The organism is Lentzea sp. NPDC005914 (genome assembly GCF_040629405.1).
Classification (GTDB): domain Bacteria; phylum Actinomycetota; class Actinomycetes; order Mycobacteriales; family Pseudonocardiaceae; genus Lentzea.
Genome location: NZ_JBEXVQ010000056.1, coordinates 11,777 through 37,804, shown reverse-complemented (window position 1 = coordinate 37,804; position 26,028 = coordinate 11,777). Strand labels below are relative to the sequence as shown.

Here is a 26,028-nt window from a genome sequence, read left to right as displayed (position 1 = left end):
ACTAGGCCGTTGGATCGACGTCCGGCTGCGACGACCTCCGCAGCTCCTCCGCCTCGGCCCGGCGGTGCGCGGCGCCCCGGTGGTCGCCGAGATCGTCCAGCACGACGGCGAGCGACGTGAGGGCTCTGACGGTGCCGACGGCGTCGTGGAGTTCGTTGTGCAGGGCGAGTGACGACTCGAGCGAGTCACGGGCGCGGCCGGTCACGCCGGCCTCGTGCTCGGCCTCGCCGAGTTCGAAGAGGGTGTGCGCCTCCCGGTAGGGGTTGGTGCTGTCGCGCGCCACCCGCACCGCTCGGCGGAAGTGCGTCAGCGCTTCCGCGTGTCGCCCGGCGGTGGAGTGGGCCTCACCGATGACGGCCAGGGGCACGACGGTCAGGTATTCGGTGCCGTTCTCCTCGCAGAGCCGGATGCTTCGCCGTGAACACGCGATCGCCTGCGCCGATTCCTTCCGCGCCAGGTGCAGCCGCGCCAGGTTGTCGAGCGAGATGCATTCGCCCTCCTGATCACCGAGGGCTTGTTGCAGCCGCAGGGACTCGTTCAGCAGTCGAGCGGCTTCGGTGTGGCGCCAGCGGTTGTTGTGCATGACCGCGAGGTTGTTCAGTGACCGGCTGACGCCCAGGTCGTCGCCGAGGTTGCGGAAGATGCCGATGCTGCGGCCGAGCTGGATCTCCGCCTTGCCGGTCTCGTCGCGGAGCCCGGCCAGCGTGCCCAGTTCCAGCAACGCGGTCGCCTCGACGTGGCGGTCGCCTCGTTCGGTACCCGCGCTGAGAACGGCCTCGCCCAGCGACTGCCAGTCCTGCCAGTGGCCTTTGCGGTGCAGGTATCCCCGCAGGTGGCCGAGCAGTGCCGCCAGTTCGCGCGGATCGGTGCCGGGACGGCCCGCGGTCGCGCGAACCAGCGCGGTCACGTTGGCCCGTTCGCCTTCCCACCAGTGCGACGCCTCCGCGGCGGTGCGAAACGAGAGGCTGTGCCGATTGCGCGGCGCTTCGGTGCGCCGCGTGGGTCTCCACAACGATTCCCCTTGGTAGGCGGCCCACCGGTAGAAGTCCAGTGCTCTGGCGCGCAGGGCGTCCAGCACCGTCGGCCGCTCGTGGCGGCTCGCCTCGAGCTGTGCGGCCAGCTGCAGCACGGCGGTGAACCGGTAACCGTCCGGCGCGGCCGGTTCGAGCAGGTGCTGGTCGGTCAGCAGTTCGAGCGCTCGTTCGGCCACGTCGAAAGGAACTTCGAGCACGGCCGCCGCCGTGTGCGGGTGCACCACGGCACCGGGCAACGAACCCAGCAGCCGGAACGCTCGGTGGGCGTCGCCCGGCACGAGCGCGCGTTCACCGTCCACTGTGTACTGCATTGTCGTCGAGACCCGCTGTGCGACGCCGTTCAGGAACGCCGCGACCGGCCAGTCCGGCCTGCTCGCCAACCACGACCCGATGTCCAGGAGCACGCGGGGGAGTCCCCCGCACAACCCGACGATCCGTGCGGCGACCTCCGGGTCGGAGGCCAGGCGGCTGCGGCCTGCCAGGCGTCCCAGCAGATCAGCCGACGTGTCCGCGTCGAGCGGGGCGAGTCGGACCACGCGAGCGCCTGTGAGGGTACAGATTCGCGCACGGCTGGTGATCAGCACCGCGCAACCGCCGTCTCCCGGCAGTGCCGGCGCCACCTGCGTGACGTCGTGCACGTCGTCGAACACCAACAGGACCCGGCGGCCGCTGAGCATCGTGCGCACCATTGCTGCGCGTTGGTCATCGTCCTCGGGCAGCCGATCCTCCCGGACGCCGAGGTCGGTCAGCACCCGGTGGAGCACCTCGCCCGGTGTCCGCCGCGGTCCGAGAACGAGGTAGAGCTGGCCGTCGGGAAAGCGGTCGATCACCCGCCGCGCCGCGTGCACCGCCAATGCCGTCTTCCCGACACCGGCCGGCCCGGAGATCACTCCGACCCGCCCGGCCCGCGGGTCGGTCAGGAGGTCGGTCAGCATCGCGAGCTCGCCGTCGCGTCCGGCCAGACCGGGGACGTCCGCGGGCAGCTGGTGCGGCTCCGGCGCGACACCGGTCGAGAGAACGGGCACGTCGTCGTCCAGGATCCGCTGATGCAGCTCCCGCAGTGCAGCGCCGGGCTCCACTCCCAGCTCGTCGACGATGATTCGCCTGCCGCGGTGAAAAGCCGCGACCGCCTCGGCTTTGCGGCCAGCGCCGAAGAGAGCCAGCACGTGCATCCTGTGCAACGGCTCCCGCAACGGATGCGCCTCGACCAGCGCGGCGAGCTCCAGCACGCACTCGGCGTACCGGCCCCTGGCCAGATTCACCTCGATCCGTTCCTCCACCACCGCCTGCCTGCGCTCCGCCAGGTCCAGGCGGGCCTGCTCGGCGCACGGCCCGGGGACTCCGTCGAGTGCGGTCCCGCGCCACCAGCTCAGCGCGGTCTCGAAGAAAACCGCGCTCCCGTCCAGACTTCCGCCATCCCGCGCTTGACGTGCTCTCACAGCATCCGCTTCGAACAGCTGGAGATCCGTCACGTACGAACCGTCGCGCAGCCGGTATCCAGCGCCCGGCACGGACTCGATTACCTCGTCCGGTTCCAGCGCACGGCGAAGCCCCACGACGTAGGTGGCCACCAGGTTGGCGGCGCTGGTGGGAGCGTGCTCACCCCACACTCCCGCGATGATCTCGTCACGGGACACGGCGCGGCCTGCTCCGAGCAGCAGCACGCCCAGGACCGCCCGCTGCTTGGCGGCACCGAGTGACAGCTCACCGCCGTCCCGCTCGGCCCGCAGCGGACCGAGCAGCCCGAAGTGGATCTGTGCCATGCGGACATGCCTACCAGGGGGACATTCAGCCCGGTTGAAACTCGTCTGAATCAGTTCTCCACACCTTCCGGGCAGCATTCGAGTCGTCTGCCGGACGCGTCGGAACACCCCTGCTCGCAACGCGTCCAGCGGATCACAGCGGGCCGCCGAACGACCGATCAGCCCTGAATTGGAGTACAGGTCATGCCGAAGATCCCTGCACGTCACGTCTTTGCCGCGGGCGCGTCCGCGTTGTTCCTCTCCCTGGTCGCAGTGGCAACGGCGCACGCCGAGCCCACTCCGCCGGAACCGCCGAAGCCCGTCGAGCTGACCCTGCACTTCCAGGGAGCCGCCGACGACGAGACCCGCAGCGGAGCCGAGGCGGAGGCCAAGGCCGTGGCGGCGCAGCACGAGAAGCAGTTCACCGACGCCACCAAAGCCACCTGCGTGGACAAGTCGACCGAGGTGAAGTCGAACAAGGTCGCGGACGACCGGTACGTCGCGTTCGCGGTCACCACCTCGGTGTGCACGATTCCGCCGCCCATGCCGGCGTCGTCGCAGAGCTGACGTCGTCCCGCCCTGCCACGGTTTCCGGCCGTGGCAGGGCTTCTCGTCACGATCACCGGTGACCAGCCCGGCTAGGAGCGCAGTGTCCACACCAGATCTGCAGAGTCTGGGCGTCAGCGAACCCGAACAGCGCGTGTACGAGGTCCTGCTGGGCCGGTCCGAGCTCACCTTCGCGGAGCTGGCGTACCTGATGCCGCTGGGGCGCAGCGAACTCCGCGTGGTCCTCAGATCTCTGGAGGAGAAGGGATTGCTGGTGAAGGTCACCAGCAGACCGGTTCGCCGCTCCGCCGTTCCGCCCGCACTCGCGGTGGAAGTGCTCGCCCGCCGTCACCGCGAGCAGGTTGAACACGCGCGGCTGGTGACAATGCTGCTGGCGCCGCAGATCCGGCCGTCGGCAACGGAGTCGTCCGCCCCGCTCGCGTCCGGCTGGCAGACCACCGAGCGGTCCTTCCGTCGGCTCGAGCACTCCGCCGCGGAGGAGTTGCTGATCCTGGATCGGCTGCCTGACCTCACCGATCGTGGCGGCAGCGGGCCACTGGAGTCGCGGGCCTCTCGCGTGCGCCGCCGGACCATCTACGACAGCGACGGCTCGTCCATCGCGCGCCAGGTCGAGAAGCGGCGCGCAGCGACCTCTGGCGCGGAGGCACGGGTGCTGACCGGTGTACCGATGAGGCTCGTCATCGCCGATCGACGAGTCGCTCTCGTCCAGCACGGTCCACACGACGGCCACGTGGTGCCGCAACGGTCGGAGGCCCTGGTCACCGCGTTGGCCGTGATGTTCGACATGCTCTGGGAACGGGCGATGCCGCTGTGACCCCCGCACGTATTTCACAGGGAGATGTGGACGCCTGACGCGGTCAGACAGCGAATGTGCGAGGGGCCTCCTGTCACCTACCGCTGTGGCAGGTCTGCGATCTCCATCGCCCACCGGTAGACCTCACCCAGGTCTTCCAAAGCGGGCAGCAGCGCGCGGTCGACCAGGGTGCCGTTCAACGCGTTGAGCAGGTCGTAGAGGCCGAGGTCGCACCACTCCCACAGCCCGCTGTCGAAGTTGTAGGCCCGCATCAGCGGTGCGAGCCGCGCCCGGATGGAGTCGATCTCGGGCTGCGGCAGCCCGGCCGCCCGCAACCGGGCATCGGTGGCGGCCTCGTGCTCAGCTCCGAACTCCGTGTCCAGAAACGGTTCGAACAGGTTGCCCCAGACGTCCAGGCGCCGAACCAGCGGAATGGAATGGCGCTCGCAGAACTGGACCAGCGCGGCCTTGTGGTCCCACGACGCGAACAACGTCTCACCGGAGCGAGTCCGGATCTCGAGCGGCCCGGCCTCGACGTAGGCGTCGCGGATGTCGGAAGCGCGAAGTACTCCATGCGGATAGACGCTCGCCCACGGGAAAGCATAGGTCGTGAAGGCGATGTGGTCCGGGCCGAACTTCACCGAGCCACCGTGCTTTCCCTGACTTGCAACGAGAACGGCGTCTGCACGTCGTCCATGGCGAGATCGGGCGAGTCGGCCCGTTGCCGCAGCAGGTCGACGGCCGCCCGCGCGATCGCGGCCTTGTCAGGGGCGACCGAAGTCAGGGACGGCGAGCTGTAGGCGCTCTCGTCGTTGTTGTCGAACCCCACGATGGCCAGGTCGCGAGGCACGCGCACGAAACGCTCGGCGGCAGTGCGCATCGCGCCGACGGCCAGCAGGTCGTTGAAGCAGAAGACGGCGTCGGGCGGGTTTCGCATGTCCAACAAGGCTTTCATCGCGGCGGCACCGTCCGCGCGGTGGTAGTTCAGCGCGGGCACTACCAGCGAGGAGTCGAAAGGCAACCCGGCTTCGGCAAGTGCTGCCCGATAGCCCTCCAGACGCAGTGCCGCCGTACTGCGCTGCGGATGCGCGCCGATCGCGGCGATCCGCTTACGCCCCAGCGAGATCAGGTGGCGGACCGCGAAAGTCGAGGCGGCGACGTTGTCGATGCCGACGCGGGACAGGGGGACGTCCACGGCGTGCTCGCCCAGCATGACGGCGGGGATCGAGAGCTGGAAGTCGTCTACGTGCAACGCCTCCGGGCTCAGGATCGCGGCGTCCACCAGGTGCGGGCCCAGCGAGGCCATCGCCAGGCGCTCGCCGGTCAGGGTGCCGAAGGTCTGTTCGATGAGCACGTTCCACTCGTGCTCCTGGGCGGCGGCGATCACGAGGCCGGCCAGTTCGGCGAAGTACGGGATCGAGAGCTCGGGCAGGACCAGCGCGATGAAGCCCGTTCGGCCGCGGCGCAGGTTGCGGGCGCCCAGGTTGGGGCGGTAGCCGGTGGCCTCCAGGGCGGCCTCGACGCGCGCGCGGTTGTCGGGTTTGACGAACGAGTAGCCGTTGACCACGTTCGACACGGTCTTCACCGAGACGCCCGCCAGCCGGGCGACGTCCTTGAGCGTGGCCAACACTGCCTCCCTGCGGAAAGGACCGAGATTCGTCCCGGGAAAAGTACCGGGAAGTCTCGGCCTTTACATCGTTGGAACAACGATGCAAATCTAGCGGTGAGAGCGCGACCACGCACAGCCCGTGTAGGAGCCAACGATGTCTCGCATCCTGCTCATCGCCGTTGCCGCCCTGATCGTCACCGGCTGCACCAGCAGAGAGAGCCCGCAGACCACGACCAGTGGCGGACCCGCCGCCAGTGCCGCGCCGCAGCAGAGTGCGGGGCCCGGCTGCTCGCGCAGCAAAACGGGGTACCCGCAGGTCGACGTCAAGGGCGCCACGGTCGGGTTCAGCCAGTCGGAGAAGGAGGCGAACCCGTTCCGCACCGCCGAGACGCAGTCGATCAAGGACGAGGCCGCCAAGAAGGGTGTCGACCTGCTCTTCACCAACGCGCAGAGCGACCTCAACAAGCAGATCAGCGACATCAAGTCGTTGCTCGACCGCGGAGCGAAGCTGCTGATCGTGGCGCCGCTCAACTCCGACGGGCTGCAGCCCGCGTTCGACGCCGCCAAGGCCAAGCAGGTCCCGGTGATCACCATCGACCGCAAGGTGACCTCGCAGCCCTGCACGGACTACCTGACGTTCATCGGCAGTGACTTCGTCGAGCAGGGAAAACGCGCGGCGAAGCAGATGATCAAGGCGACCGGTGGCAGTGGCAAGGTCGCGATCCTGCTGGGCGCGTCGGGCAACAACGTCACGGTCGACCGCACCAAGGGCTTCAAGGACGGGATCGCCGGCAGCGGTCTCCAGGTCGTGGCCGAGCAGACCGGCGAGTTCGACAGGTCCAAGGGCCAGGTCGTGATGGAGCAGCTCATCCAGAGCAACCCCGACATCACCGCCGTCTACGCCGAGAACGACGAGATGGGCGTCGGCGCTGTCACCGCTCTCAAAGCCGCGGGCAAGACGCCCGGCAAGGACATCAAGATCGTGTCGATCGACGGCACGCAGAACGCCGTGAAGCTCGTCGCCGACGGCAGCTACACCGCGGTGGTCGAGTCCAACCCGCGGTTCGGGCCGCTCGCGTTCGAGACGCTGGAGAAGTTCGCCAAGGGCGACGAGATCCCGCAGAACATCGTGATCTCCGACGACGAGTACGACAGCACGAACGCGGCGCAGAAGCTCGGCAATGCCTACTGACACGTCTCCTGGTCTGGTGATCGAGATCGCCGGCGTCACGAAGACCTTCGCCGGCGTGCGCGCCCTGCACGACGTGGACTTCACGCTCAAGAGAGGCGAGATCCACGCGCTGGTCGGCGAGAACGGCGCCGGCAAGTCGACGCTGATCAAGGTGCTGACCGGCATCCACAGCCCGGACGGCGGCCGGGTCACCAGGAACGGCCGGATCTCGACGATCTACCAGGAGGTCAACCTCGTCCCGCTGATGAGCGTGGCCGCCAACCTGTTCCTGGGCAGGGAGCCGCGCAACCGCCTCGGCCTCATCGACCGCGCCCGCCGCGACACCGAAGCGAAGGAACTCCTCCAGAGCTACGGGATCACGGCGGACGTGCGCAGTCCACTCGGGACACTCGCGGTCGGCGAGCAGCAGATGGTCGCGCTGGCCAGGGCGGTCGAGGCGGACGCGGACGTCGTGATCATGGACGAGCCCACGTCGTCACTGGAGCCGCGCGAGGTCGAGACACTGCTCGAAGTGGTCCGCAGGCTGCACGAGTCGGGGATCGCGATCATCTACGTCAGCCACCGGCTGGACGAGCTCTACCGGATCTGCGACACCGTCACGGTCCTCAGGGACGGGGTGAGCGTTCACAGTGGTCCCCTCGCAGAACTTCCGCGCATCGAGCTGATCTCGCTGATGCTCGGCAGGTCGGTCAACGAGATCCAGAAGCACGGCACGACGGCGTTCGGCGAAGGTCACCACGCCGACACCCGGCCTGTGCTCGAGGCACTGGACTTGACCAGCAAGCCGCGCATCAACAACATCGACGTCTCGATCCGGCCCGGCGAGGTGGTCGGCCTGGCTGGCCTGCTCGGATCGGGACGCACCGAGACCGCGAAAGCGATCATCGGCGCCCTCCCGCTCGATCGCGGCACGGTGCTCGTCGCGGGCAAACCCGTGCCACGCAACGTCAAAGCGGCCACCAGGGCGGGCATCAGCATGCTCGCCGAGGATCGCAAGACCGAGGGGATCATCCCGAACCTCTCGGTGCGCGAGAACATCGTGTTGGCCGCCCTGCCGAGGCTGAGCCGGTTCGGCGTGATCAGCCGGGCCAGACAGGACCGGATCGTCGACGCGTTCGTCAAACGTTTGCGCATCAAGGTTTCCAGCCCGGAGCAGAAGGTCGCCGAACTGTCCGGCGGCAACCAGCAGAAGGTGCTGCTGGCCAGATGGCTGTGCACCGAACCCAAGATCCTCCTGCTCGACGAACCCACGCGCGGCATCGACGTCGGCGCCAAGGCGGAGGTCCAGGCGCTGATCGACGAGCTCGCGAAGGAAGGACTGGCGGTGCTGCTGATCAGCTCCGAGCTGGACGAGCTGCTCGACGGCGCGGACCGGCTCATCGTGCTGCGGGACGGGGAGGTCGCGGGGGAGCTGGAGGGAGCCCAGCTCACCCGCGAGCACGTGCTCACGGCGATCGCGGCGGAGGTGATGGATGACGCTGACAGCCACCAGAACAGCCACTAGAACACGCTGGCTCCAGGACAACGGTGTCTACGTCGCCGTCGTCGCGCTGCTGCTGTTCAACGCCCTGTTCACGGCCAACTTCCTGACCGCGGGCAACTTCCGCACCCAGCTCGTCCAGGCCGCGCCCGTGTTGATCGTCGCCCTCGGCATGGCGCTGGTGATCGGCACCGAGGGCGTGGACCTGAGCGTCGGCGCGGTCATGGCGCTGGCCGCCGCGATCATTCCGCTCTACCTCGGCGCCGGGCCGCTCACCGCGATCCTGATGGCGCTCACAATCGGCCTGGCAGCAGGAGCTTTCAACGGCTTCCTCGTCGCCAAGGTCGGCATTCAGCCCATCGTGGCCACACTCGCGCTGCTGGTGGGAGGGCGAGGCCTGGCGCTGGTCATCGCGGACGGCCAGCTGGTGCAGCTGCACGACCCGGCGTTCCTGGCACTCGGCACTGACGACCTGCTGGGAATTCCCATCAGCGTGCTGATCGCAGGCGTGCTGGCGCTAACAGTCGCGGCCGTGACCAACCGGACGACGTTCGGACGTCAGCTCGTCGCGGTCGGCGGCAACCGCAAGGCGGCCACCCTGGCCGGTCTGCCGGTCGACCGGGTGCTGATCGGCGTCTACACCATCTGCGGTGTGCTCGCGGCAGTCTCCGGTGTCCTGGCCACGTCCAGGCTCGCCGCCAGCGACCCCGCGGACATGGGCCTGCTCATGGAACTGTCCGCGATCACCGCGGTGGTCGTCGGCGGAACCCCGCTCACCGGCGGCAAGGTGCGCGTTCTCGGCACGGTCATGGGAGTCGTCCTGATGCAGCTCGTCAGGGCCACGCTGATCAAGCACAACCTGCCGGACTCCCTCGCGCAGATGATCCAGGCCGCGATCATCGTCGCCGCCGTGTACGTCGCACGGGAGCGCCGATGACCACCCTGACCAAGGCGACGAGAACCAAGGTCCTGCAACGCCAGGGCGCCGCCGTAGCGCTGATCGTGATGGTGGCGGTGTCGTGGCTGGTGTTCCCGCGCTTCGGCAGCCTCGACAACCTGCGCGACCTCGCCCTGCAGGGCTCGTTCCTCGCGGTGATCGCGCTCGGCATGACGTTCGTGATCATCACCGGTGGCATCGACCTGTCCGTCGGCTCGCTCTACGCCCTCGGCGGCGTGCTGGCGGCCTGGGGCTCGCAGTACGGGTTTCTGGCAGCGCTGACACTGCCGTTGCTCGTCTGCGGTGCGATCGGGCTGATCAACGGCCTGCTGATCGCCCGCACGAACATGGCACCGTTCATCGTCACGCTGGCGTCTCTGCTGTTCGCCCGCGGACTTCTGCTCGCCATCACCGACGAGGGCGCCACCACGTACCAGATCCCGCCGGACAGCGCGTTCGTCGAACTCGGCCGCGGCACGGTGTTCGGCTTCGGCTATCCGATCTTCATCGCGGCCGCGCTGGCGGTCGTGGGCGGTCTGGTCCTGAACCGGACCACGTTCGGCCAGAACGTGTTCGCCACCGGCGGCGCCGAGCAGTCCGCCGTCCTGCTGGGTGTTCCCGTCGCCAGGACCAAGATCCTCGTCTACACGACGAGCGGCACGCTGGCGGGCCTCGCCGGCGCCCTGACCGCCGCTTATCTGCAGTCCGGCGTCACGGTCATCGGCGTCGGCACCGAACTGGACGCCATCGCGGTCGTGGTCATCGGCGGCACCCTGCTGACCGGCGGCATGGGCACGGTCCTCGGCACCGTGATCGGCGTCGGCCTGATCAAGGTCATCCAGAACGTCATCAACCAGATCGGCACGCTCGACAGCAACTACCAGTCAGTGGTGAGCGGGGTGTTCCTGCTCATCGTCGTTGTCCTGCAACGAGTACTGCGGAGATAGGAGCATCATGACCAGACGCGTCCTGAGCGTGTTGGTCGGAATCCTGATCACAGCCACCACAGTCGTACCGACAGCGCACGCCGTGGAGTGGGTGCGGAAAACCCCTCCTCTCACGACACCCTGGACAGACCAGGTGTCGCCTGCCAACGCCCTGCCCGAATACCCGCGCCCGCAGCTCGTCCGCACCGAGTGGCAGAACCTCAACGGTGTCTGGGAGTTCGCCGGAGCGCCGAACCTGACCAGTCCGCCCTTCGGCAGGCCGCTGGCCGAAGGTGTCCTCGTGCCGTACCCGATCGAGTCCGCGTTGTCGGGCATCAAACGGCACGAGGACAACATGTTCTACCGCCGCACCTTCTCCGTTCCGTCCACCTGGAACGGCCGGAACGTCAAGCTCAACTTCGGTGCCGTCACCTGGGAGACGAGGGTCTGGGTCAACGGCAGACAGGTCGGCACGCACACCGGCGGTTACGACGCGTTCTCGTTCGACATCACGCCAGCGCTCACCGCGGGCGCGAACGAGATCATCGTGGGCGTCAGCAGCCCGATCGACGGCAGCCGTTACCCGATCGGCAAGCAGCGCAGGAACCCGAGCGGAATCTTCTACACCGCGGCGTCCGGCATCTGGCAGACCGTGTGGCTGGAACCGGTGCGCGGCGCCAACATCACGCGCCTCGACACCACCCCGAACGTGCCGGCGGGCGCGCTGGACCTGATCGTGCAGGGCACCGCGGGGCAGTCGGTCACCGCCGAGGTGCTCAGCGGCGGGCAGGTGGTCGGCAGGCAGACCGGCACGACCGGCACCTCGCTGCGAGTTCCGGTGCCCAACGCCCGGCTGTGGTCGCCCGACGACCCGTTCCTGTACGACCTCAAGGTGACGCTGGCCGGCGGCGACGTCGTGACCGGCTACTTCGGCATGCGCTCGCTCGGCAAGGCGGTGGTCGGCGGCGTCATGCGGCCGTTGCTCAACGGGAAGTTCGTCTTCCAGCAGGGCACTCTCGACCAGGGCTACTGGCCGGACGGCATCTACACCGCGCCGACCGACGAGGCCCTGCGCTGGGACCTCGAACGCCAGAAAGCCCTGGGGTTCAACATGGTCCGCAAGCACATCAAGATCGAACCGGCGCGCTGGTTCTACCACGCGGACCGGCTCGGCCTGATGGTGTGGCAGGACATGCCCGCCGTGGACGCCGTCGACGAGGTCCCGAACTCCCACGCCAACTACGAATCCGAGCTGCGCAGGATCATCGACCAGCTCAAGGGCATCACGTCGATCGTGCAGTGGGTGCCGTTCAACGAGGGCTGGGGCGAGTACGACGCCGGCCGGATCGTGAACCTGGTGCGCGGCATCGACAACACGAGGCTGATCAACCACAACTCGGGCTCCAACTGCTGCGTCTCGGATCCCGATCCGGGCAACGGTGACGTGATCGACGATCACGCGTACCAGATCACGACGGGCAACCGGCTGCCCGACACCAACAGGGTCGCGATGCTGGGCGAGTTCGGCGGTCTGGGACGACGGGTCACCGGACACGAGTACGAGCCCGGCAAGGGATTCGCTTATGGCGCTTTGTATCCGGACGAGCAGTCGCTGACCAAGCGGTACGAGGAGATCGTCAAGCAGGTCGCACGGCTGGTGCACACGCGCGGGCTCTCCGCGTCCGTCTACACCGAACCGTACGACGTGGAGAACGAGGTCAACGGTTTCTACACCTACGACCGCCGCGTGCTGAAGATGACCGAGTCCCGTGTGCGCGCCATCAACCAGAAGGTCCTGGCGGTCGCAAAAGGCACGACCATCGGACCCGACGACCTGGTGTCGTTGCGCGTCACCACGACCGGCTACACCGACCGCTACCTGCGCCACCAGGACGGCCTGGCCCGCACCGACGTGATCGGCACGGACATCGCCCGGCTGGACGCCACCTTCCGCGTGCGTCCCGGACTCGCCGACGCGGCCTGCTACTCGTTCGAGTCGCGGAACTTCCCCGGCGAGTTCCTGAGGCACAGCAACGGAAGAATCCGCAAGGACCGCAATGACGGCACGATCGCCGCTGATGCCACGTTCTGTGCCAGGGAAGGCTCGGGCGGCACCGCGCTGGAGTCGTACAACGTCCGAGGCAGCTTCATCAGGCACTTCAACGAGAACGTGTACCTGGCGCGCAGCGGTGGCCCGAACCCTTGGGACACCCCGGCGAGTTTCGCTGCGGACACCACGTGGGCGATCGGCATCGCGTTGTGGCGCAGCGGTGCGGACCTGCCGCTGGACCAGGCGAGGTCGTTCCGGGTCACCACACCGGGCTTCACGGACCGCTACCTGCGTCACCGCGACGGCTTGGCGCGCACCGACGTCGTGACGAGCGCGAGCGATGCGCTGCTGAAGGCGGACTCGACGTTCGTGATCAGGCGCGGACTCGCCGACCCGACCTGCTACTCGCTCGAGTCCCGCAACTTCCCCGGCAACTACCTGCGGCACGCGGACTTCCGCGTCCGCCTCAACGCGAACGACAACACCGACCTCTTCCGCCGCGACGCCACGTTCTGCGCCCAGCCGGGCGACGGTGGGGTGCGGCTGGAGTCGGTGAACGAGCTCGGCACCAACATCCGCCACTACCAGGAGGAGGTCTGGGTCGCCTCGAACGGCGGCGCGCACACGTACGACACCCCTGCCTCGTACAACCAGGACGTGAGCTGGGCCGTGAGCTCGCCCTGGGCACCGTAGGAGAGAACATGCTGCTACGCATAGTTTCCGTGTCCGCGATCGTGTTGAGCACGATCACAGTCCCTGTAGCGGCGGCTTCCGCTGAGGTCGTCGACGCCATGAGCCGCGACTTCGGGATCAGCGCCGCGCAGGCGTTGACCAGGATCCGCGACGAGAAGGTGGCGCTGAAGATCGCGCCGACCGCCCAGGAAGCCGCCGCCGACGCGTACGGCGGCAGCTGGTTCGCCGACGGCAAGCTCCAGGTCGCGGTGACGGATCCAGCGAAGATCGACGCGGTGAAAGCCGCTGGAGCACAACCAGTTCTCCGCACGAAGACCTTCGCCTCGCTGAACGCCGTGAAGAACGGCATCGACAGACTGTCGAAGGCAGGGTCGGTGTCGAAGGACGTCGCCGGGTGGCGGGTCGACGTCCAGCGCGGCGCCGTGGTGGTCGACGCCCTGCCAGGGGCCGATCTCTCAGGTCTGCCCAAGGATGTCGTCGTCAACACCGAAGGTGTGCAGAAGCCGCAGACGTTCGCGGCCGGCACCGTCGGCGGCGACCCGTTCTACACCGGCAACGTCCGGTGCTCGATCGGGTTCTCCGTGCAGGGCGGGTACGTGACCGCCGGGCACTGCAACGTCGGCGCCTGGAACGTCTACGGCTGGGACCGGTCGTGGCAGGGTGAGTTCGTCGGCTCTTCGTTCCCCACCAACGACTACGGCTGGGTCCGCACCGGCGGCGGCTGGTGGAACGTGGCGGTCGTGCTCGGCTGGGGCCAGGTGAGCGACGCTCTGGTGCGCGGTTCGTGGGAGGCCCCGCCCGGCACCTCGGTGTGCCGATCGGGCTCGACCTCGCACTGGCACTGCGGAGTCGTCCAGGGCCGCAACGAGACCGTGAACTACCAGCAGGGCGCGGTCTACGAGATGGTCGGCACGAGCGTGTGCGCGGAGCCGGGCGACTCGGGTGGTTCGTTCATCACCGGTGACCAGGCGCAGGGCGTGACGTCCGGCGGCTACGGCAACTGCTCGAGCGGCGGCCGCACGTGGTTCCAGCCCGTCAACGAGATTCTGCGTGTTTACGGGCTGCGGCTGCTGACCGCCTGATCGGCCGATGTCCACCGGGACGCGAACGCGTATTTTCTTCATGTCTGCGTCCCGGTGGATCTTCTTCGAGGTGGTCGACGTGCTGGCAGCCGGTCTGGTGTTCGCGATGCTGGTGAGCGGCTCTCCGCTGGACCCGAGAGAACCCGGCGCGCACTCGGTGGTCTACCGGGTCGACACCGTCATCTCGGCGCCGCAGGAACGCATCTACGGGCTGCTCACCGACTTCGCGGGCTACGCGAGCTGGAACCCGTGGGTGACCAAGGCCGTGGGCGGCACCTCGCCGGGCGACGAGGTGAAGGTCGACGTCCTCCTCGGCTCGACCAAGATGGCCGCGAAGCACACCGTGCTCAACGGTGTACCTGGTCGGCGTTTCTGCTGGAAGGACGCCGGGTGGAACGCCTGGTTCGTCTACGGCCAGCGGTGCCGGACGCTCACGACGCAGCCGGACGGGACCGTGCTCGTCTCCAACGAACTGTTGATCGACGGCATCCTGTCCGGGGGTGCGGACCACTTCATGGGCAAGGCGATGCGGGACGGCATGCAGGCCGAGAACGCCGCCCTGAAGCGGGTCGCGGAGTCGTTCTAGGAGAACAGGATCCGCTTGGCCACGGCCTTGCCGACCGGCGTGCGCAGCCCTGTGAACGCCAGCTCGGCCAGGCTCGGCTCGCGGACCAGCGACAGGCCGCGCCGCATCGCTGAACGGATGCGGTAGCGGCGGCGCATCGCGGCAGCGTCGTAGTGCTCCAGGACGTACTTGTTGCCGCTGCGCAGGTAGTCGAACGTGACCGAGGCGGCGAGCTCGGACATCCGCATGCACGGGTCGAGCCCGCCGGCGGTGAGCGGCGAGACCGCTCCCGCCGCGTCGCCGACCAGAAGCCCCGCTGGCGACACGATCCTGCGCAGCAGCCCGCCGACCGGGATCGGCCCGCCACGCCGCTTGACCGGCCCGGCGGGTTCGGGCGTGGGGAAGCTGTCGCGGAACCGTTGCAGCAGCTGGGGGAGCGGCGCGGAGAACCGGTTGGCACGTCCTGCCAGACCGACGTGCGCGTGCTCGCCGTCGTCGATGACCCAGGCGATGTAACCGGGCGCGAGCCGTGGGTCGACGACGCAGTGGAACGTCGGAGTCGAGCCGGATCTGATCGGGTAGACCTCCTCGATGCCGGTGATCAGCTGCCGGTTGACGTCGAGGCCGAGCTGCCTGGCGACCGTCGAGCGGGCGCCGTCCGCGCCGATCGTGAACCGGGCCCTCGTCGCCTTCACCGGATAGCTCGCGTTGAGGCTGACCCGCGCACCGGCCCGTTCGGCGTCCTCGACGGCCTGGGCGTAGATGCCCGCCATGTCGCCCACCCGGAACTCGTCGCGAGCGCTCACGAGCTCGACCGGCTCATGCAGCGACGGCGGGTAGAGCAGCACACGCCGCACCGCAGGACCGAGGTGCGGCACCTCGTAGTCGGTGAGCGTGCGCCGGACGAAGATCCCGGTCGTGCGGATGCCGGTGCCCAGGCTCGTCCGGCGTTCGCACACGGCCACGTCGAGGCCTGCCTCCGCGAGCAACCGGGCGGTGTTGAGCCCGGCCAGCCCGGCGCCCACGACGAGAACATCCACGGTGTCCATGCCTGACCGTAGAACCGGTTGACCGGGCGGTTCCCGTTTCCCGGCAACACCTTCACCGGATCTGCACGGTTCCTCCACAGATGCGAGCCCTTGACACATCGGAGGTCTGTCGCAGATCGTGGTCAGTACCGCCGCCTCGAACCGCCGCCCTGGTTCGAGGAGGAACTGATGGAGCTGTTCAACCGCCGCACGGCGATGCGAGGAGCGCTCGCCATCGCGGCGACGCCGTTCGTGGCCGGGGTCGCGTCCGCGGACGTGGGCGCGATGGCGTTCGTGCAGAAGTGGGCTCCGAACCCCGGGTCGGTCGGGCTGAAGGCGTTCGTGGGCATCGAGGACGACCGCTCGAACTCGCATCCGTCGGCCACGCACATCTTCGCCGAGAGCGACCAGTACCGGTTCGTGATGCACAAGTCCGATCGGGACGGTTCGGACCGGCAGCGCCAGGAGGTCCGCGCTATCCAGACCGGCAGCACCCGCCACGACATGAAGAAGGGCGAGACCTGGCGCTACACCTACCAGATGTACATCCCCAGCTCGTTGAAGGGGACCACGAGCTTCACGCACATCTTCCAGGTCAAGCACACCGGCGTCGCCTCACCGGTGGTCACCATGTCGTTGTTCCGCTCGGGTTCGAACGAGACGGTCGAGATGCGGCTCTTCGGTGCGGGACAGGCGAAGCTCGGCAGCACGCCGCTCGCCCCGCTGCGCAACAAGTGGATCGACGTCGAGATCGAGATCAAGGTCGCCGACGGGTCAGGCTCGGTGCGCTTCTCGTTGAAGGACGGCGGAACCACGGTCGTCAACGCGTCGCGGTCCAACTTCGACACTTGGCTCGGTGGTGACCAGGCCCATCCGAAGTGGGGCATCTACCGGTCGCTCGGTGACGCCGGGCAACTGCAGGACACCTATCTGTTGCTGCGGAACATGAAGGCGTACCGAAACGAATGAGGTGTTCCCTGGAGGGCGTCCGGAGGTGAGAATTACTCGCGTGGGGGATCTACGCGGACGCACGTTCGAGAGCAGGGCCGGTGTCACCGCCTTCCTGGCAGGTGTGTGGCTGATCGCCGCGCCACCGGTCCTGCACTTCAGCGCGTCACAGCACGCTTTCCGGCCCTACTGGTGGTCGATGGGCCTGGCCGTCGTGGTGATGCTGCTCGGCATGGTGCGGGCGATGGCCCCGTTGGACGTGCCGCTGGCGCAACCGGTCACGATCGCTCTGGCGCTGTGGCTGGTCATCGTGGCGTTGAGTGCGGGAGACGGCGGGATTTGGGCCGTTTGGCTCAACCAGCTCGTTGTCAGCGCTCTCATCGCGCTGTCCGCGGGGCTCGCGCTGCTGATCAACGCGCGCCGATGAGCAGGTGGCACGAGCCGTCGGACAACTGCCTGATCTGCCACGGCGAACAGGAACTCGTCATCGGCGTCCGGGAACGCGGGCCGTACGAGCGGATGCACGACTACACGCGCGTGTTGTTCTGCGCTGCCTGCGACATCGGCGAGCTTCGGTCGTTCAGCTACGACGACTTCGTGGTGTTCGGCGAGGAAGACGAAATCATGGTGTGGTCGGGGATTCTCGTCACCGCGGACGTCGACCGGCTGCGTGCCGTGTTCGCGTGCCCGGCCCCGCTCGACCACGACTGCAAGTGCGCGCAACACATCCGGGCCTACGACACGAACGTGAGGGCCGGCAAGACGTTGCTGGCCGAGTACGGGCCCGCCCGGCACAGTCCGGACGGGCGCGCCACCGTGACGGTCAGGGTGACCGACGGCCTTGCCGAGTTCTGCTGACGCTCAGCAGCGCTCGCTCGTTTTGGCGAACAGGAAGTAGCTGCTGCCGTCGACCTCGCCGTGCGCACGCGTGCAGTCGTCGATCGTGTCCGCGGGACCGCCCCACAGCTCCCGCTGCCCCCGCGCGCCCGTCTTGTAGCCGTGCGAGTTGTTGTCGCGGGTCAGGATGTGGGTGCGGAGGGTGAAGTCCCTGCCGTGGCTCGCGATCCACTGGTCCCACACGTAGATGTAGGAGAAGTTCTTGCCGCAGCCCTTGAACTGCTTCACCGACGCCACTTTTGTGTCGAAGTTCATCACATAGGCCGTCGAACCGATCTGCGTGACGCTGTTGCAGTACTGGTTGGACTCGGCGTGGGCGGTGCCGCTCAGCAACGTCGACGCGGCGGCGGCGACGGCTGCCGCGGCCAGGATCTTGCGCATGGTGCTCCTCTCGTTCGAGAGGAGCCTCCGCCGCGCCGGTTAGCCACCGGTAAATCAGACGACCGCGATGGCCTCGACCTCGACCAGGTGCTCCGGGACGTCCAGCGTGGCCACACCGATGAGCGTGGCGGGCGGTTTCACGTTCTCGCCTGTGCGGGTCATCGCGTTCTCGATGCCCTTGAGCAGCTCGGGCATCTTGTCCGGCGTCCAGCCCACGGCGTAGACCCGGACGTGCACGAGGTCCTTGAAGGAGGCGTTGGCGGCCTTGAGCGCGGTGTGCACGTTCACATAGGCGTTCTCGACCTGCTTGGCGAAGTCCGGGTCCCCGCTCCAGTCGACCTGTCCGGCCAAGTAGACGGTCTTCGTCCCGGTCGCGACGGCCACGTGGTGGTAGACGTCGATCTCCGGCAAGCCTTCGGGGTTGATCAGGGTGACAGCCACTTGCTTTCCTCTCTTGTGGTTACTCGGTAACCGTAGGAGAGTGAGCGCTGAACTGGAAGAACGCACTTTTTCGTGAGTGGGGAACCAAAAGGTGAGCAAGCAGCTCAGCGGCGACATCGCCCGTGCGGATTCGTTGGCGCGCGAGATCTTCTCGGACATCGCGAACAAGTGGGCGTTGCTGATCATCGAAACGATCGGCGACTCCACGAAGCGCTTCACCGAGCTGAAGGTCGAGGTCGACGGCATCAGTCACAAGATGCTGACGCAGAACCTGCGGCTGCTGGAGCGCAACGGGCTGGTCGTGCGGGTCCTGCACCCCACCGTGCCGCCTCGGGTCGACTACACGCTCACCGAGCCGGGGCAGGCGCTGCGGGTCGCGGTCGACGCGATGTGCAGTTGGACCACCCGGTATCTGGAGGAGATCGAGGAGGCCCGCAGCCGGTTTGGTCACTCAGCTTCATAGTCACCGATTGGTGGTTGTGCAGGGGCGCGTGGAGGCGGCCAACTGGTCCACCTGCACCGTGATCTCGGGGAGGAGCACGCCGTGTCGTATTCACCCGCCGGCCTCGATCGGCGTGGTTATCGACGGGTCGTGGGCGCCGCCACCATCGGAACCTTCGTCGAGGTCTACGACCTTCTCGTCTACGGCTACTTCGCCAGCATCCTGGCCGAGCAGTTCTTTCCTCGCCAGGACGCGACCGCGGCGTTGTTGTCCACGTTCGCGATCCTGGCTCTCGGCTCCATCGTCCGTCCGCTCGGCGCGATTCTGTTCGGGCACGTCGGGGACCGGTTCGGGAGGCGGACGGCACTGGTCGGATCGGTGCTGCTGATGAGCGGCAGCACGATGGCTTTCGGTCTGTTGCCGACGTACGCGTCGGTCGGAATTCTGGCTCCGGCCCTGCTGCTGGTGTGCCGGGTGCTGCAGGGTTTGTCCGCGAGCGGCGAGCTCACCGGAGCGAACGTCCTGGTGCTGGAACACGCTCCGAGCGATCGCCGGGGCCGTGCGGTGGCGATCGTGAACGTGGCGGGCAACCTGGGAGCCTTCACCGCGGCGGCTGTGGGGTTCGTTCTGGCCAGGGTGCTGTCGCCGGAGCAGTTGGCCGCGTGGGGGTGGCGGCTGGCGTTCGTCATCGCGTCGCTGATCGGGCTCGTCGGGCTGTACATGCGCACCCGCGTGCTGGAGAGCCCTGCATTCGTTGCGCTGGGGGACAAGCCCAGGCGCGAGAGAGCACCGATCCTGCGGGCGTTGCGCGTCGCGAAGCGTCGGCTGCTCGTGGTCACCGTCTGGACGGCGGCTGCGTCTCTCGGCGGTTACATGCTGGTCGGTTTCCTGCCCAGCTATCTCATCCGTGCCGGGCGGTTGTCGCCTGCCGACGCGTTCGCGGCCAACGGCCTGTCGGTCCTGGTTCTGGGACTGTCCACGCTGCTCGGTGGATACCTCGTCGACCGGTATCCGGTGCGCCGGGTCGCGATCGGTGTCCTCGTGGGCACCGCGATCGCGGCGGTGCCCGCGTTCCTGTTGATCGTGCGGTCGGGCACGTTCGCCGGAGCCGTGGCGGGGCAGAGTCTCCTGGCCGTGTTCCTGGGGGCCAGCGGGATGCTCGGTGCGGTCCTGAGCATGGTCCTGTTCCCTGTGCCCATTCGCTTCACGGGGACTGCTCTGGCCAGCAACCTCGCCGTGGCGCTGATCGGCAGCACTGCCCCGTACGTGTCGGCGTCGCTGATCGCGGCCACCGGAAGCCCGCTGTCACCCGCGATCTACGTTCTGGTCGTGACGGCCGGCGCGTTGCTGGCGGTGGTTCTCGGGCTGCCGGCGCGGCAGGAAGAGCCGACCTGAGGTCGCTGCCGCAGGAGGTAAGTTCCAGCCGTGGACCGGGTCAAAATCGGCAAGCTGCCCGCCGAGCTGACCAGCTTCGTCGGCCGGCGGCGCGAGGTGGGAGACGTCAAACGGCTGTTGACCCAGGGCCGGTTGGTGACGTTGACGGGGGTCGGCGGGACCGGCAAGACCCGGTTGGCGCAGCGGGTCGCGACGGAGCTGCGTCGAGCGTTTCCGCACGGTGTGTGGTTCGTCGATCTGCCTCACCGCAACGGGACGGACCAGCCCGCCACCGAGGCTCACGACCCGGATGTCCTGGCATGCCTGGTGGGTGCCGCGCTGGGGCTGCCGATGCAGTCGGCTCTGCCACCGCTGCGGCTGCTCGCGGACCAGCTGGCCGCCCGGCACATGCTGCTCGTCCTGGACAACTGCGAGCAGTTGATACCGGCCTGTGCCACCTTGGTCGACACCTTGCTCCGAACGTGTCCCGAACAGCGGATCCTGGCCACCAGCAGGGAACTTCTCGGCATCGCCGGCGAGCTGACCTACGCCGTCCCGCCGTTGCCCACCCCTGAGTCGCAGACCTCCCCTGACCTGAAAGAGCTCAGCCGCAACGAATCGGTGGCTCTGTTCGTCACGCGGGCCGAGGTCGCCGAGACGGGTTTCCAGCTCACCGAACAGAACCGTGCCGCGGTGGCCGACATCTGCCGGCAGCTCGACGGGCTGCCACTGGCCATCGAACTGGCCGCCGCGCGCATCCGCGTGCTGACGCCACTGCAGATCGTGGATCGGCTCGGCGACCGGTTCGCACTGCTCAGCAGCAGCGAGCGCGCCGCACCACACAGGCAACAGACGCTTCGGGCCTGCGTGGGCTGGTCCTTCGATCTGTGTTCTCCGTCCGAGCGATCGTTGTGGGCGCGGCTTTCGGTGTTCGACGGAGGCTTCCAGCTCGCCGCGGTCGAAGGCATCTGCGCTGACGACACGCTGCCCGAAGCCGGCATCCTCGACCTGGTCACCGGTCTGGTGCACAAGTCGATCTTGACCTTCGACAACCGGGGAGCCTTCGCGCGCTACCGGATGCTGGAGACCATCCGCCAGTACGGCCAGGAGGAACTGGGCCGTCGCGGTGAGGCGGCATCCCTGCGGCGCCGCCACGCCGACTGGTACACGAGCCGCGCCGACGAGGCCGAGCGCGACTGGTTCGGGCCGGACCAGGACAGGTGGTGCCAGTGGTTGTGGGCCGAGCACGGCAACCTCCGGGTCGCGTTCGACTTCTGTCTGAGCGTCCCGGACGGCCGAGAGCGAGCGTTGCACCTGGCCGGCACTCTGTGGTTCTACTGGCTGGTTTTCGGCTTGGTGTCGGAAGGGCGCACCTGGCTGCGGCGGGCACTCGAAGCCAACGCCGAACGCACCAGGGACCGCGCAGTAGCGCAGTGGATCGACGGTCATCTGGCATTCGTGCAAGGTGATCTGGACACGGCCGACGCGCAGCTCGAAGCAGCGCGTGATCTTGCTCGTGAGCTCGGCGACGAACTGACCCAGGCCCGTGCCGTCAAACGACTCGGTGCCGTTGCGATGTTCCGCGGTGACCACGAACTGGCCAACGCGCTGTTGACCGACGCGCTCGCGCGGTTCGAGGCACTCGGCGAGCAGGGTGCCAGCGTCGCGCACGCCCGGATCGGTCTCGCGATGAACAGCTACCTTCAAGGCGACTTCGCCGCCGCCGTCCAGCAGGACCAGCAGGTTCTGGCGATCTGCCGCCCGCGAGGCGACCGGTACCTGCTGGCACACGGACTGAACAACCTGGCACGGGTCGAGTTCGCCCTGGGGAAACTGGAATCGGCCTCTGCGCACGCCCATGAAGCCCTGAAACTGGGGCGCAGCCTGCCGGACGCGATGACGTTGATGTTCTCCCTCGATCTGCTGACCGAGATCACGGCAGCCGCGGGTGACTACGAACGGGCCGCCACGCTCATCGGGGCGGCACGCAACCGGTGGCAGGTGCTCTCGTCGGTGCGCCATTGGACCGTCCTGGCCGAACCGCACCGGGAGTGGGTGGACCGAACCCGCCAAGCGCTCGGTGACGCCGCTTTCGCAGCCGCCGTCCGGCGCGGCTCTGACTTCGCGATCGACGACGTGATCTCCTACGCGCTCGGCGAATACGTCGAACCGTCACCAGACCCGGACACGATCACGCCGGACGTGAGGTTGACCCGGCGTGAAAGTCAGATCGCCGAGCTCGTCGCCCAGGGCATGTCGAACAGGCAGATCGCGGCCCAGCTCGTGATCAGCCAGCGCACGGCGGAGGGGCACATCGAGCGGATCATGCAGAAACTCGGGTGCAACTCGCGCACGCAGATCGTCCGCTGGTTCCACGATCGATAGCTCACCCGTCGGCGGTCAGAGGAAGGTGGCAAGACCGTCAGTCGTTCGGCCAAGACTGGTCGGAGAGCCGGTCCTGGTCCTTCTCAGTGGCCACGGCGGAGGCGGAGAGGAGCGTCGCCGCGCTGAGGCTGCCCCACAGGGCGGCCGGGCCGTAGGAGGCGAGAGCGGTGATGACCGCCGGGGAGACCGCGAGGCCGAAGCCTGTGGAGAGCTGGAAGCGGGCGAGAGCGCGTCCCAGGACGTGAGCCGGCGCGCGGGCGGTGACGAGCGCGGTGGAGCTGCCCGCGTAGATGATCTCGCCGAGGGTACCGATCACCGACACCGCGGCGATGACCGGGACGGCCCAGCCGTGTCCCAGCGAGGTGGCCGCGAGGAAGCCGAGGTAGGACGCGGCGAGCACCACGCCGCCGAGGGCGAGTGCGGTTCGCCGGGAGAAGCGGGACAGCAGGACGGTGACCGGTACCTGCAGGGTGACCACCAGCACCGTGTTCGCCACGAAGATGGCCGCCGACCACACAGGGGACGCGTGGAGCTGGGTCACCAGGACCAGAGGCAGCGCGATCTCGGGGACGTTGAGGCAGAAGACGTAGACCACGTTGGCGGCGAGCAGCGTGCGCATCCGAGGTGCGGGCCCGTCGATCCTGGCCGCGGTGGCTGTCGGACGTGCGCGGAGGTGGACTGACCACGCCAATGCTGCCGCGGCGAGGTAGGCGAGCCCGGTGACGGCTGCCAGCGCCTGCAACGCGGTGGTGCCGCCTGCCAGGCACGCGGTGGCGAGCAGCGCACCCACACCAAGGCCGGCGTTGCGCAGGGCACGGCCTCCCGCGAGAGCAGCGTCGCGTTCCCGCCCGTGTGCGACCGTGGCCACGAGAGCAGCGTGGGCGGCCGGCCAGGCCTGGTTGCCGATGCCGAGGAACAGCGCTGCCGCCGCGAACGACCAGACCTGGCCCGCAGGTGTGACGAGCAGCAGCGCGACACCCAGAACCCGCACCAGCATCGACGCCGCGACGACCGTGCTGCGCGCGCCCAGGTCCAGCCAACGGCCGACCGCGGGCATGCACACCAGACCCGCGACGATCCCGGCCGTCATGGCGATGCCGGTGGCCGACGCGGAGAGCTGCAGCACCATCACCCCGTACAGCAGCAGAAACGGTCGCAACAGACCGGTGCCGAGCGCGTCCACCGCCAGCGCGACGGCATAGCGGGGGCCTCCGGAAGCCCGGACGAGGGCGCGCGGCTGGATCTTGGTTGCCATGGCGTCAACGATGCGTGGGCCAGCGGGGCAGACCGCATTGGTTGACGAACACCGTCAACCGACGCGGCCGCCAGCCATCCGACCAGCGAGAATGAGCGGATGACGTTGAGGATCGACATCAGCGGCCTACCGGCCGGGCGACTGCGGTTCGCCGTCTCCCCGCTGGCGGAGCTGACCGCGATGCTGCACGTCCTGGCCGAACCCGCCCATCACCCGCAGCTCGCCGGCTGGGCGGCGGACGTCTGGGCCGGGCTGGCGCCGGAGCTCGCCGAGCGGCTCAGGGAGGCGGAGTTCCTCTGGCGTTCCTCACGAGCGGACTTCCTCGTCCCCGCCCGTCCCCGGCCGACCCTCGCCGAGGAGCTGGACGACGTGGACCAGATCGACGACGAGACCTACGTGACCGCCGCGCTCATCACCACCTGCGGCAGCAACCGCGTGCACTTCGCCGCGCCGTCCCCGCTCGCCGACGCCACCGCACGCGAGCGGGCCCTGGACCTCGCCCAGGCCCGCGGCGGACTCCAGGAGGCCTTCGCGGAACGGCTGCTCGCAGACCCCGCGGCCGTGCGGGCGCGCGTGCGTCACACGCTCGAGCAGTGCGCCGAAGCCTTCTTCGACGCCGCCTGGACGAGCGTCGCCGCGCACCTCGCCACCGACCTGCGCCTGAAGAACAACCTGCTGAAGCGCCAAGGCATCGAGGCAGCACTGGCGTCGATCTCCAGCGCCGTCACCCTGACGCCGGACGGCACCTGCATCATCGTGGACAAGCTGCAGGACAATGCGACCACCGCGCACAGCACCGGAGTCACCTTCCTCCCGAGCGTCTTCGGCCGCCCGCACCTGGTGGCGGTCCACGCGCCGGGGTGGCAGCCGGTCGTGCAGTACCCCGTCGCCGAGCCGGGGCCGTCGGAGCCGGTATCGCTGGAAACGGTCACGGCACGGCTGGAGGCGCTCGCACACCCGGTACGGCTACGGCTGCTGCGCACCCTCGCCCGAGGCCCGCACACCACCGGGGAACTGGCCCACGCCTGGGAACTCTCGCCCCCGGAAGTCTCCCGCCACCTCGCCGTCCTGCGCCGAGCGGGCCTGCTCACTGCACAGCGACAGGGCCGCTACGTCCGTTACACCGTCAACCTGCCCGATCTGACGGCGCTGGGATCCGACCTGCTGACGGCCGTACTGCGGTAGCCATGATCGTAGCGCTGGACGTTGGCGATTGGTCACTCAGCTTGATAGTCACTAGTTGGTGACTATATGGTGGTGGCATGACCGAGAAGAAGATCGTGGCTGTGGTGGGCGCTACCGGCGTGCAGGGCGGAGCGGTGGCGCGGGCGTTGCTGGCCGACGGGGAGTTCGCGGTGCGCGCGCTCACCCGCTCGGTCGACTCGGCGGGCGCGAAGGAGCTCGCGGAGCTGGGGGCCGAGGTCGTGGCGGCGGACCTGTACGACGTGGACAGCCTGCGCAGGGCGTTCGACGGCGCGTACGGGGCCTACCTGGTCACGCCGTTCTTCACGCACCTGTCGGCGGCCAAGGAGATGGAGGAGGTCGGCAACCTCGTCGAGGCCGCCATGGGGCTGCGGCACGTGGTGTGGTCGACGCTGGAGGACACTCGCGAGGTGATCTCGCTGGACGACGACCGGATGCCGACGCTGGACGAGAAGTACAAGGTGCCGCACTTCGACGTGAAGGGCGGCGAGGCGGACGCTCTGTTCGAGCAGGCCGGGTTGCCGACTACGTACGTGCGGATGTCGTTCTACTGGAACAACATGCTGCGTGACCTGGCGCCGCGCCGTGGCGAGGACGGCGTGCTGCGGCTGTCGTTGCCGATGGGGGACAGCAAGATCTCCGGGATCGCCGGTGAGGACATCGGCAAGGCCGTCACCAGTGTGTTCAAGCGGCCGTCGGAGACCATCGGGCACACGATCGGGCTCGGTGCCGAGCACCTGACCGGCGACGAGGTGGCGCGGGCGTTCAGCGAGGTGCTCGGCGAGACCGTCAAGTACGAGCCCTTGTCGCACAACGACTTCCGCGCGCTCGGGTTCCCGGCCGCGGTGGAGCTCGGCAACATGTTCCAGTACTACGCGGAGTTCCCCGAGCACATCCTGAGCCGCCGGGACACGGCGCTGACCCGCGAGATCGTGCCGACCTGGTTGACGCTCAAGGACTTCCTCGCCGCGCACCGCGAGGAGATCGCAGTCGGATAGTGATCA

24 protein-coding genes are annotated in these 26,028 nt (G+C 68.3%); 17 read left to right on the top strand and 7 right to left on the bottom strand.

What is annotated here, in order from left to right; genetic code table 11:
• Position 1: 1 nt before the first annotated feature.
• Positions 2–2,797, bottom strand: a complete 2,796-nt coding sequence (locus ABZ345_RS44655) for a BTAD domain-containing putative transcriptional regulator (RefSeq protein WP_359861382.1) — start codon at positions 2,795–2,797, stop codon at positions 2–4.
• A 183-nt stretch (positions 2,798–2,980) separates the two neighbouring features.
• Here ABZ345_RS44655 and ABZ345_RS44650 point away from each other — a divergent pair, with 183 nt between their 5' ends.
• Together ABZ345_RS44650 and ABZ345_RS44645 are read left to right on the top strand one after the other, a co-directional pair.
• Positions 2,981–3,343, top strand: a complete 363-nt coding sequence (locus ABZ345_RS44650; protein ID WP_359861380.1) for a hypothetical protein — start codon at positions 2,981–2,983, stop codon at positions 3,341–3,343.
• Positions 3,344–3,425: 82 nt separating this feature from the next.
• Complete coding sequence (locus ABZ345_RS44645; protein WP_359861378.1) at positions 3,426–4,157, top strand: helix-turn-helix domain-containing protein; 732 nt, start codon at positions 3,426–3,428, stop codon at positions 4,155–4,157.
• Between the two features lie 77 nt (positions 4,158–4,234).
• On the opposite strand, the gene ABZ345_RS44640 is transcribed toward ABZ345_RS44645, so the two are convergent.
• A complete protein-coding gene (locus ABZ345_RS44640; RefSeq protein WP_359861377.1) occupies positions 4,235–4,777 on the bottom strand; it encodes a hypothetical protein in 543 nt (180 codons plus the stop codon).
• Positions 4,774–5,766 carry a LacI family DNA-binding transcriptional regulator gene (locus ABZ345_RS44635; protein WP_359861375.1) on the bottom strand — a complete coding sequence of 331 codons (993 nt, stop codon included), beginning with the start codon at positions 5,764–5,766 and terminating at the stop codon, positions 4,774–4,776. The genes ABZ345_RS44640 and ABZ345_RS44635 overlap by 4 nt, the downstream gene beginning before the upstream one ends.
• A 133-nt stretch (positions 5,767–5,899) precedes the next feature.
• On the opposite strand from ABZ345_RS44635, the gene ABZ345_RS44630 reads away from it, so the two are divergent.
• Genes ABZ345_RS44630 through ABZ345_RS44600 form a run of 7 tightly spaced genes read left to right on the top strand, consistent with a single transcriptional unit; the run spans position 5,900 to position 14,691 of the window.
• Positions 5,900–6,937 (top strand): ABC transporter substrate-binding protein, encoded by a 1,038-nt coding sequence (locus ABZ345_RS44630; RefSeq protein WP_359861373.1) that lies wholly within the window; start codon positions 5,900–5,902, stop codon positions 6,935–6,937.
• Complete coding sequence (locus ABZ345_RS44625; RefSeq protein ID WP_359861372.1) at positions 6,927–8,441, top strand: sugar ABC transporter ATP-binding protein; 1,515 nt, start codon at positions 6,927–6,929, stop codon at positions 8,439–8,441. The genes ABZ345_RS44630 and ABZ345_RS44625 overlap by 11 nt, the downstream gene beginning before the upstream one ends.
• Positions 8,410–9,354, top strand: a complete 945-nt coding sequence (locus tag ABZ345_RS44620) for an ABC transporter permease (RefSeq protein ID WP_359861370.1) — start codon at positions 8,410–8,412, stop codon at positions 9,352–9,354. The genes ABZ345_RS44625 and ABZ345_RS44620 overlap by 32 nt, the downstream gene beginning before the upstream one ends.
• Positions 9,351–10,301 (top strand): ABC transporter permease, encoded by a 951-nt coding sequence (locus ABZ345_RS44615; RefSeq protein WP_359861368.1) that lies wholly within the window; start codon positions 9,351–9,353, stop codon positions 10,299–10,301. Before ABZ345_RS44620 ends, ABZ345_RS44615 begins: the two co-directional genes overlap by 4 nt.
• Before the next feature lie 7 nt (positions 10,302–10,308).
• Positions 10,309–13,023 (top strand): AbfB domain-containing protein, encoded by a 2,715-nt coding sequence (locus ABZ345_RS44610; protein WP_359861366.1) that lies wholly within the window; start codon positions 10,309–10,311, stop codon positions 13,021–13,023.
• Between the two features lie 8 nt (positions 13,024–13,031).
• Entirely contained in the window at positions 13,032–14,105 is a 1,074-nt protein-coding gene (locus ABZ345_RS44605) for a S1 family peptidase (protein WP_359861364.1), read from the top strand.
• 40 nt (positions 14,106–14,145) lie between these two features.
• Positions 14,146–14,691, top strand: coding sequence for an SRPBCC domain-containing protein (locus tag ABZ345_RS44600; RefSeq protein ID WP_359861362.1), 546 nt, complete (start codon positions 14,146–14,148; stop codon positions 14,689–14,691).
• On the opposite strand, the gene ABZ345_RS44595 is transcribed toward ABZ345_RS44600, so the two are convergent.
• Positions 14,688–15,719 (bottom strand): NAD(P)/FAD-dependent oxidoreductase, encoded by a 1,032-nt coding sequence (locus ABZ345_RS44595; protein WP_359861360.1) that lies wholly within the window; start codon positions 15,717–15,719, stop codon positions 14,688–14,690. The two genes, ABZ345_RS44600 and ABZ345_RS44595, sit on opposite strands and share 4 nt — an antisense overlap.
• A 168-nt stretch (positions 15,720–15,887) precedes the next feature.
• On the opposite strand from ABZ345_RS44595, the gene ABZ345_RS44590 reads away from it, so the two are divergent.
• Genes ABZ345_RS44590 through ABZ345_RS44580 form a run of 3 tightly spaced genes read left to right on the top strand, consistent with a single transcriptional unit; the run spans position 15,888 to position 17,504 of the window.
• Entirely contained in the window at positions 15,888–16,667 is a 780-nt protein-coding gene (locus ABZ345_RS44590; RefSeq protein WP_359861359.1) for a heparin lyase I family protein, read from the top strand.
• Between the two features lie 40 nt (positions 16,668–16,707).
• Positions 16,708–17,073 carry a hypothetical protein gene (locus ABZ345_RS44585; RefSeq protein ID WP_359861357.1) on the top strand — a complete coding sequence of 122 codons (366 nt, stop codon included), beginning with the start codon at positions 16,708–16,710 and terminating at the stop codon, positions 17,071–17,073.
• Entirely contained in the window at positions 17,070–17,504 is a 435-nt protein-coding gene (locus ABZ345_RS44580) for a hypothetical protein (protein WP_359861355.1), read from the top strand. Before ABZ345_RS44585 ends, ABZ345_RS44580 begins: the two co-directional genes overlap by 4 nt.
• Positions 17,505–17,507: 3 nt before the next feature.
• Here ABZ345_RS44580 and ABZ345_RS44575 read toward each other — a convergent pair whose 3' ends face one another.
• Complete coding sequence (locus ABZ345_RS44575) at positions 17,508–17,924, bottom strand: hypothetical protein (RefSeq protein WP_359861354.1); 417 nt, start codon at positions 17,922–17,924, stop codon at positions 17,508–17,510.
• 54 nt (positions 17,925–17,978) lie between these two features.
• Positions 17,979–18,365, bottom strand: a complete 387-nt coding sequence (locus ABZ345_RS44570; RefSeq protein ID WP_359861352.1) for a RidA family protein — start codon at positions 18,363–18,365, stop codon at positions 17,979–17,981.
• A 91-nt stretch (positions 18,366–18,456) separates the two neighbouring features.
• Here ABZ345_RS44570 and ABZ345_RS44565 point away from each other — a divergent pair, with 91 nt between their 5' ends.
• The 3 genes from ABZ345_RS44565 (at position 18,457) to ABZ345_RS44555 (ending at position 22,566) form a co-directional block, all read left to right on the top strand.
• Positions 18,457–18,828 carry a helix-turn-helix domain-containing protein gene (locus ABZ345_RS44565; protein ID WP_359861350.1) on the top strand — a complete coding sequence of 124 codons (372 nt, stop codon included), beginning with the start codon at positions 18,457–18,459 and terminating at the stop codon, positions 18,826–18,828.
• A gap of 81 nt (positions 18,829–18,909) precedes the next feature.
• On the top strand, positions 18,910–20,202 hold the full coding sequence (locus ABZ345_RS44560; protein WP_359861348.1) for an MFS transporter: 1,293 nt from the start codon (positions 18,910–18,912) through the stop codon (positions 20,200–20,202).
• A gap of 30 nt (positions 20,203–20,232) precedes the next feature.
• Positions 20,233–22,566 (top strand): LuxR C-terminal-related transcriptional regulator, encoded by a 2,334-nt coding sequence (locus ABZ345_RS44555; RefSeq protein WP_359861346.1) that lies wholly within the window; start codon positions 20,233–20,235, stop codon positions 22,564–22,566.
• A 37-nt stretch (positions 22,567–22,603) separates the two neighbouring features.
• Here ABZ345_RS44555 and ABZ345_RS44550 read toward each other — a convergent pair whose 3' ends face one another.
• Positions 22,604–23,821 carry an MFS transporter gene (locus ABZ345_RS44550; RefSeq protein WP_359861344.1) on the bottom strand — a complete coding sequence of 406 codons (1,218 nt, stop codon included), beginning with the start codon at positions 23,819–23,821 and terminating at the stop codon, positions 22,604–22,606.
• Positions 23,822–23,920: 99 nt separating this feature from the next.
• Here ABZ345_RS44550 and ABZ345_RS44545 point away from each other — a divergent pair, with 99 nt between their 5' ends.
• Both ABZ345_RS44545 and ABZ345_RS44540 read left to right on the top strand, forming a co-directional pair.
• Positions 23,921–25,006, top strand: coding sequence for a helix-turn-helix domain-containing protein (locus ABZ345_RS44545; RefSeq protein WP_359861342.1), 1,086 nt, complete (start codon positions 23,921–23,923; stop codon positions 25,004–25,006).
• Positions 25,007–25,083: 77 nt separating this feature from the next.
• Positions 25,084–26,022 carry an NmrA/HSCARG family protein gene (locus ABZ345_RS44540; RefSeq protein WP_359861340.1) on the top strand — a complete coding sequence of 313 codons (939 nt, stop codon included), beginning with the start codon at positions 25,084–25,086 and terminating at the stop codon, positions 26,020–26,022.
• Positions 26,023–26,028: the final 6 nt, after the last annotated feature.

Coding starts and splice junctions, on each gene's coding strand:
- ABZ345_RS44655 (WP_359861382.1), bottom strand. CDS start 2,797: ATGGCACAGATCCACTTCGGGCTGCTCGGTCCGCTGCGGGCCGAGCGG.
- ABZ345_RS44650 (WP_359861380.1), top strand. CDS start 2,981: ATGCCGAAGATCCCTGCACGTCACGTCTTTGCCGCGGGCGCGTCCGCG.
- ABZ345_RS44630 (WP_359861373.1), top strand. CDS start 5,900: ATGTCTCGCATCCTGCTCATCGCCGTTGCCGCCCTGATCGTCACCGGC.
- ABZ345_RS44625 (WP_359861372.1), top strand. CDS start 6,927: ATGCCTACTGACACGTCTCCTGGTCTGGTGATCGAGATCGCCGGCGTC.
- ABZ345_RS44620 (WP_359861370.1), top strand. CDS start 8,410: ATGACGCTGACAGCCACCAGAACAGCCACTAGAACACGCTGGCTCCAG.
- ABZ345_RS44615 (WP_359861368.1), top strand. CDS start 9,351: ATGACCACCCTGACCAAGGCGACGAGAACCAAGGTCCTGCAACGCCAG.
- ABZ345_RS44610 (WP_359861366.1), top strand. CDS start 10,309: ATGACCAGACGCGTCCTGAGCGTGTTGGTCGGAATCCTGATCACAGCC.
- ABZ345_RS44605 (WP_359861364.1), top strand. CDS start 13,032: ATGCTGCTACGCATAGTTTCCGTGTCCGCGATCGTGTTGAGCACGATC.
- ABZ345_RS44600 (WP_359861362.1), top strand. CDS start 14,146: ATGTCTGCGTCCCGGTGGATCTTCTTCGAGGTGGTCGACGTGCTGGCA.
- ABZ345_RS44595 (WP_359861360.1), bottom strand. CDS start 15,719: ATGGACACCGTGGATGTTCTCGTCGTGGGCGCCGGGCTGGCCGGGCTC.
- ABZ345_RS44590 (WP_359861359.1), top strand. CDS start 15,888: ATGGAGCTGTTCAACCGCCGCACGGCGATGCGAGGAGCGCTCGCCATC.
- ABZ345_RS44580 (WP_359861355.1), top strand. CDS start 17,070: ATGAGCAGGTGGCACGAGCCGTCGGACAACTGCCTGATCTGCCACGGC.
- ABZ345_RS44575 (WP_359861354.1), bottom strand. CDS start 17,924: ATGCGCAAGATCCTGGCCGCGGCAGCCGTCGCCGCCGCCGCGTCGACG.
- ABZ345_RS44550 (WP_359861344.1), bottom strand. CDS start 23,821: ATGGCAACCAAGATCCAGCCGCGCGCCCTCGTCCGGGCTTCCGGAGGC.
- ABZ345_RS44545 (WP_359861342.1), top strand. CDS start 23,921: ATGACGTTGAGGATCGACATCAGCGGCCTACCGGCCGGGCGACTGCGG.
- ABZ345_RS44540 (WP_359861340.1), top strand. CDS start 25,084: ATGACCGAGAAGAAGATCGTGGCTGTGGTGGGCGCTACCGGCGTGCAG.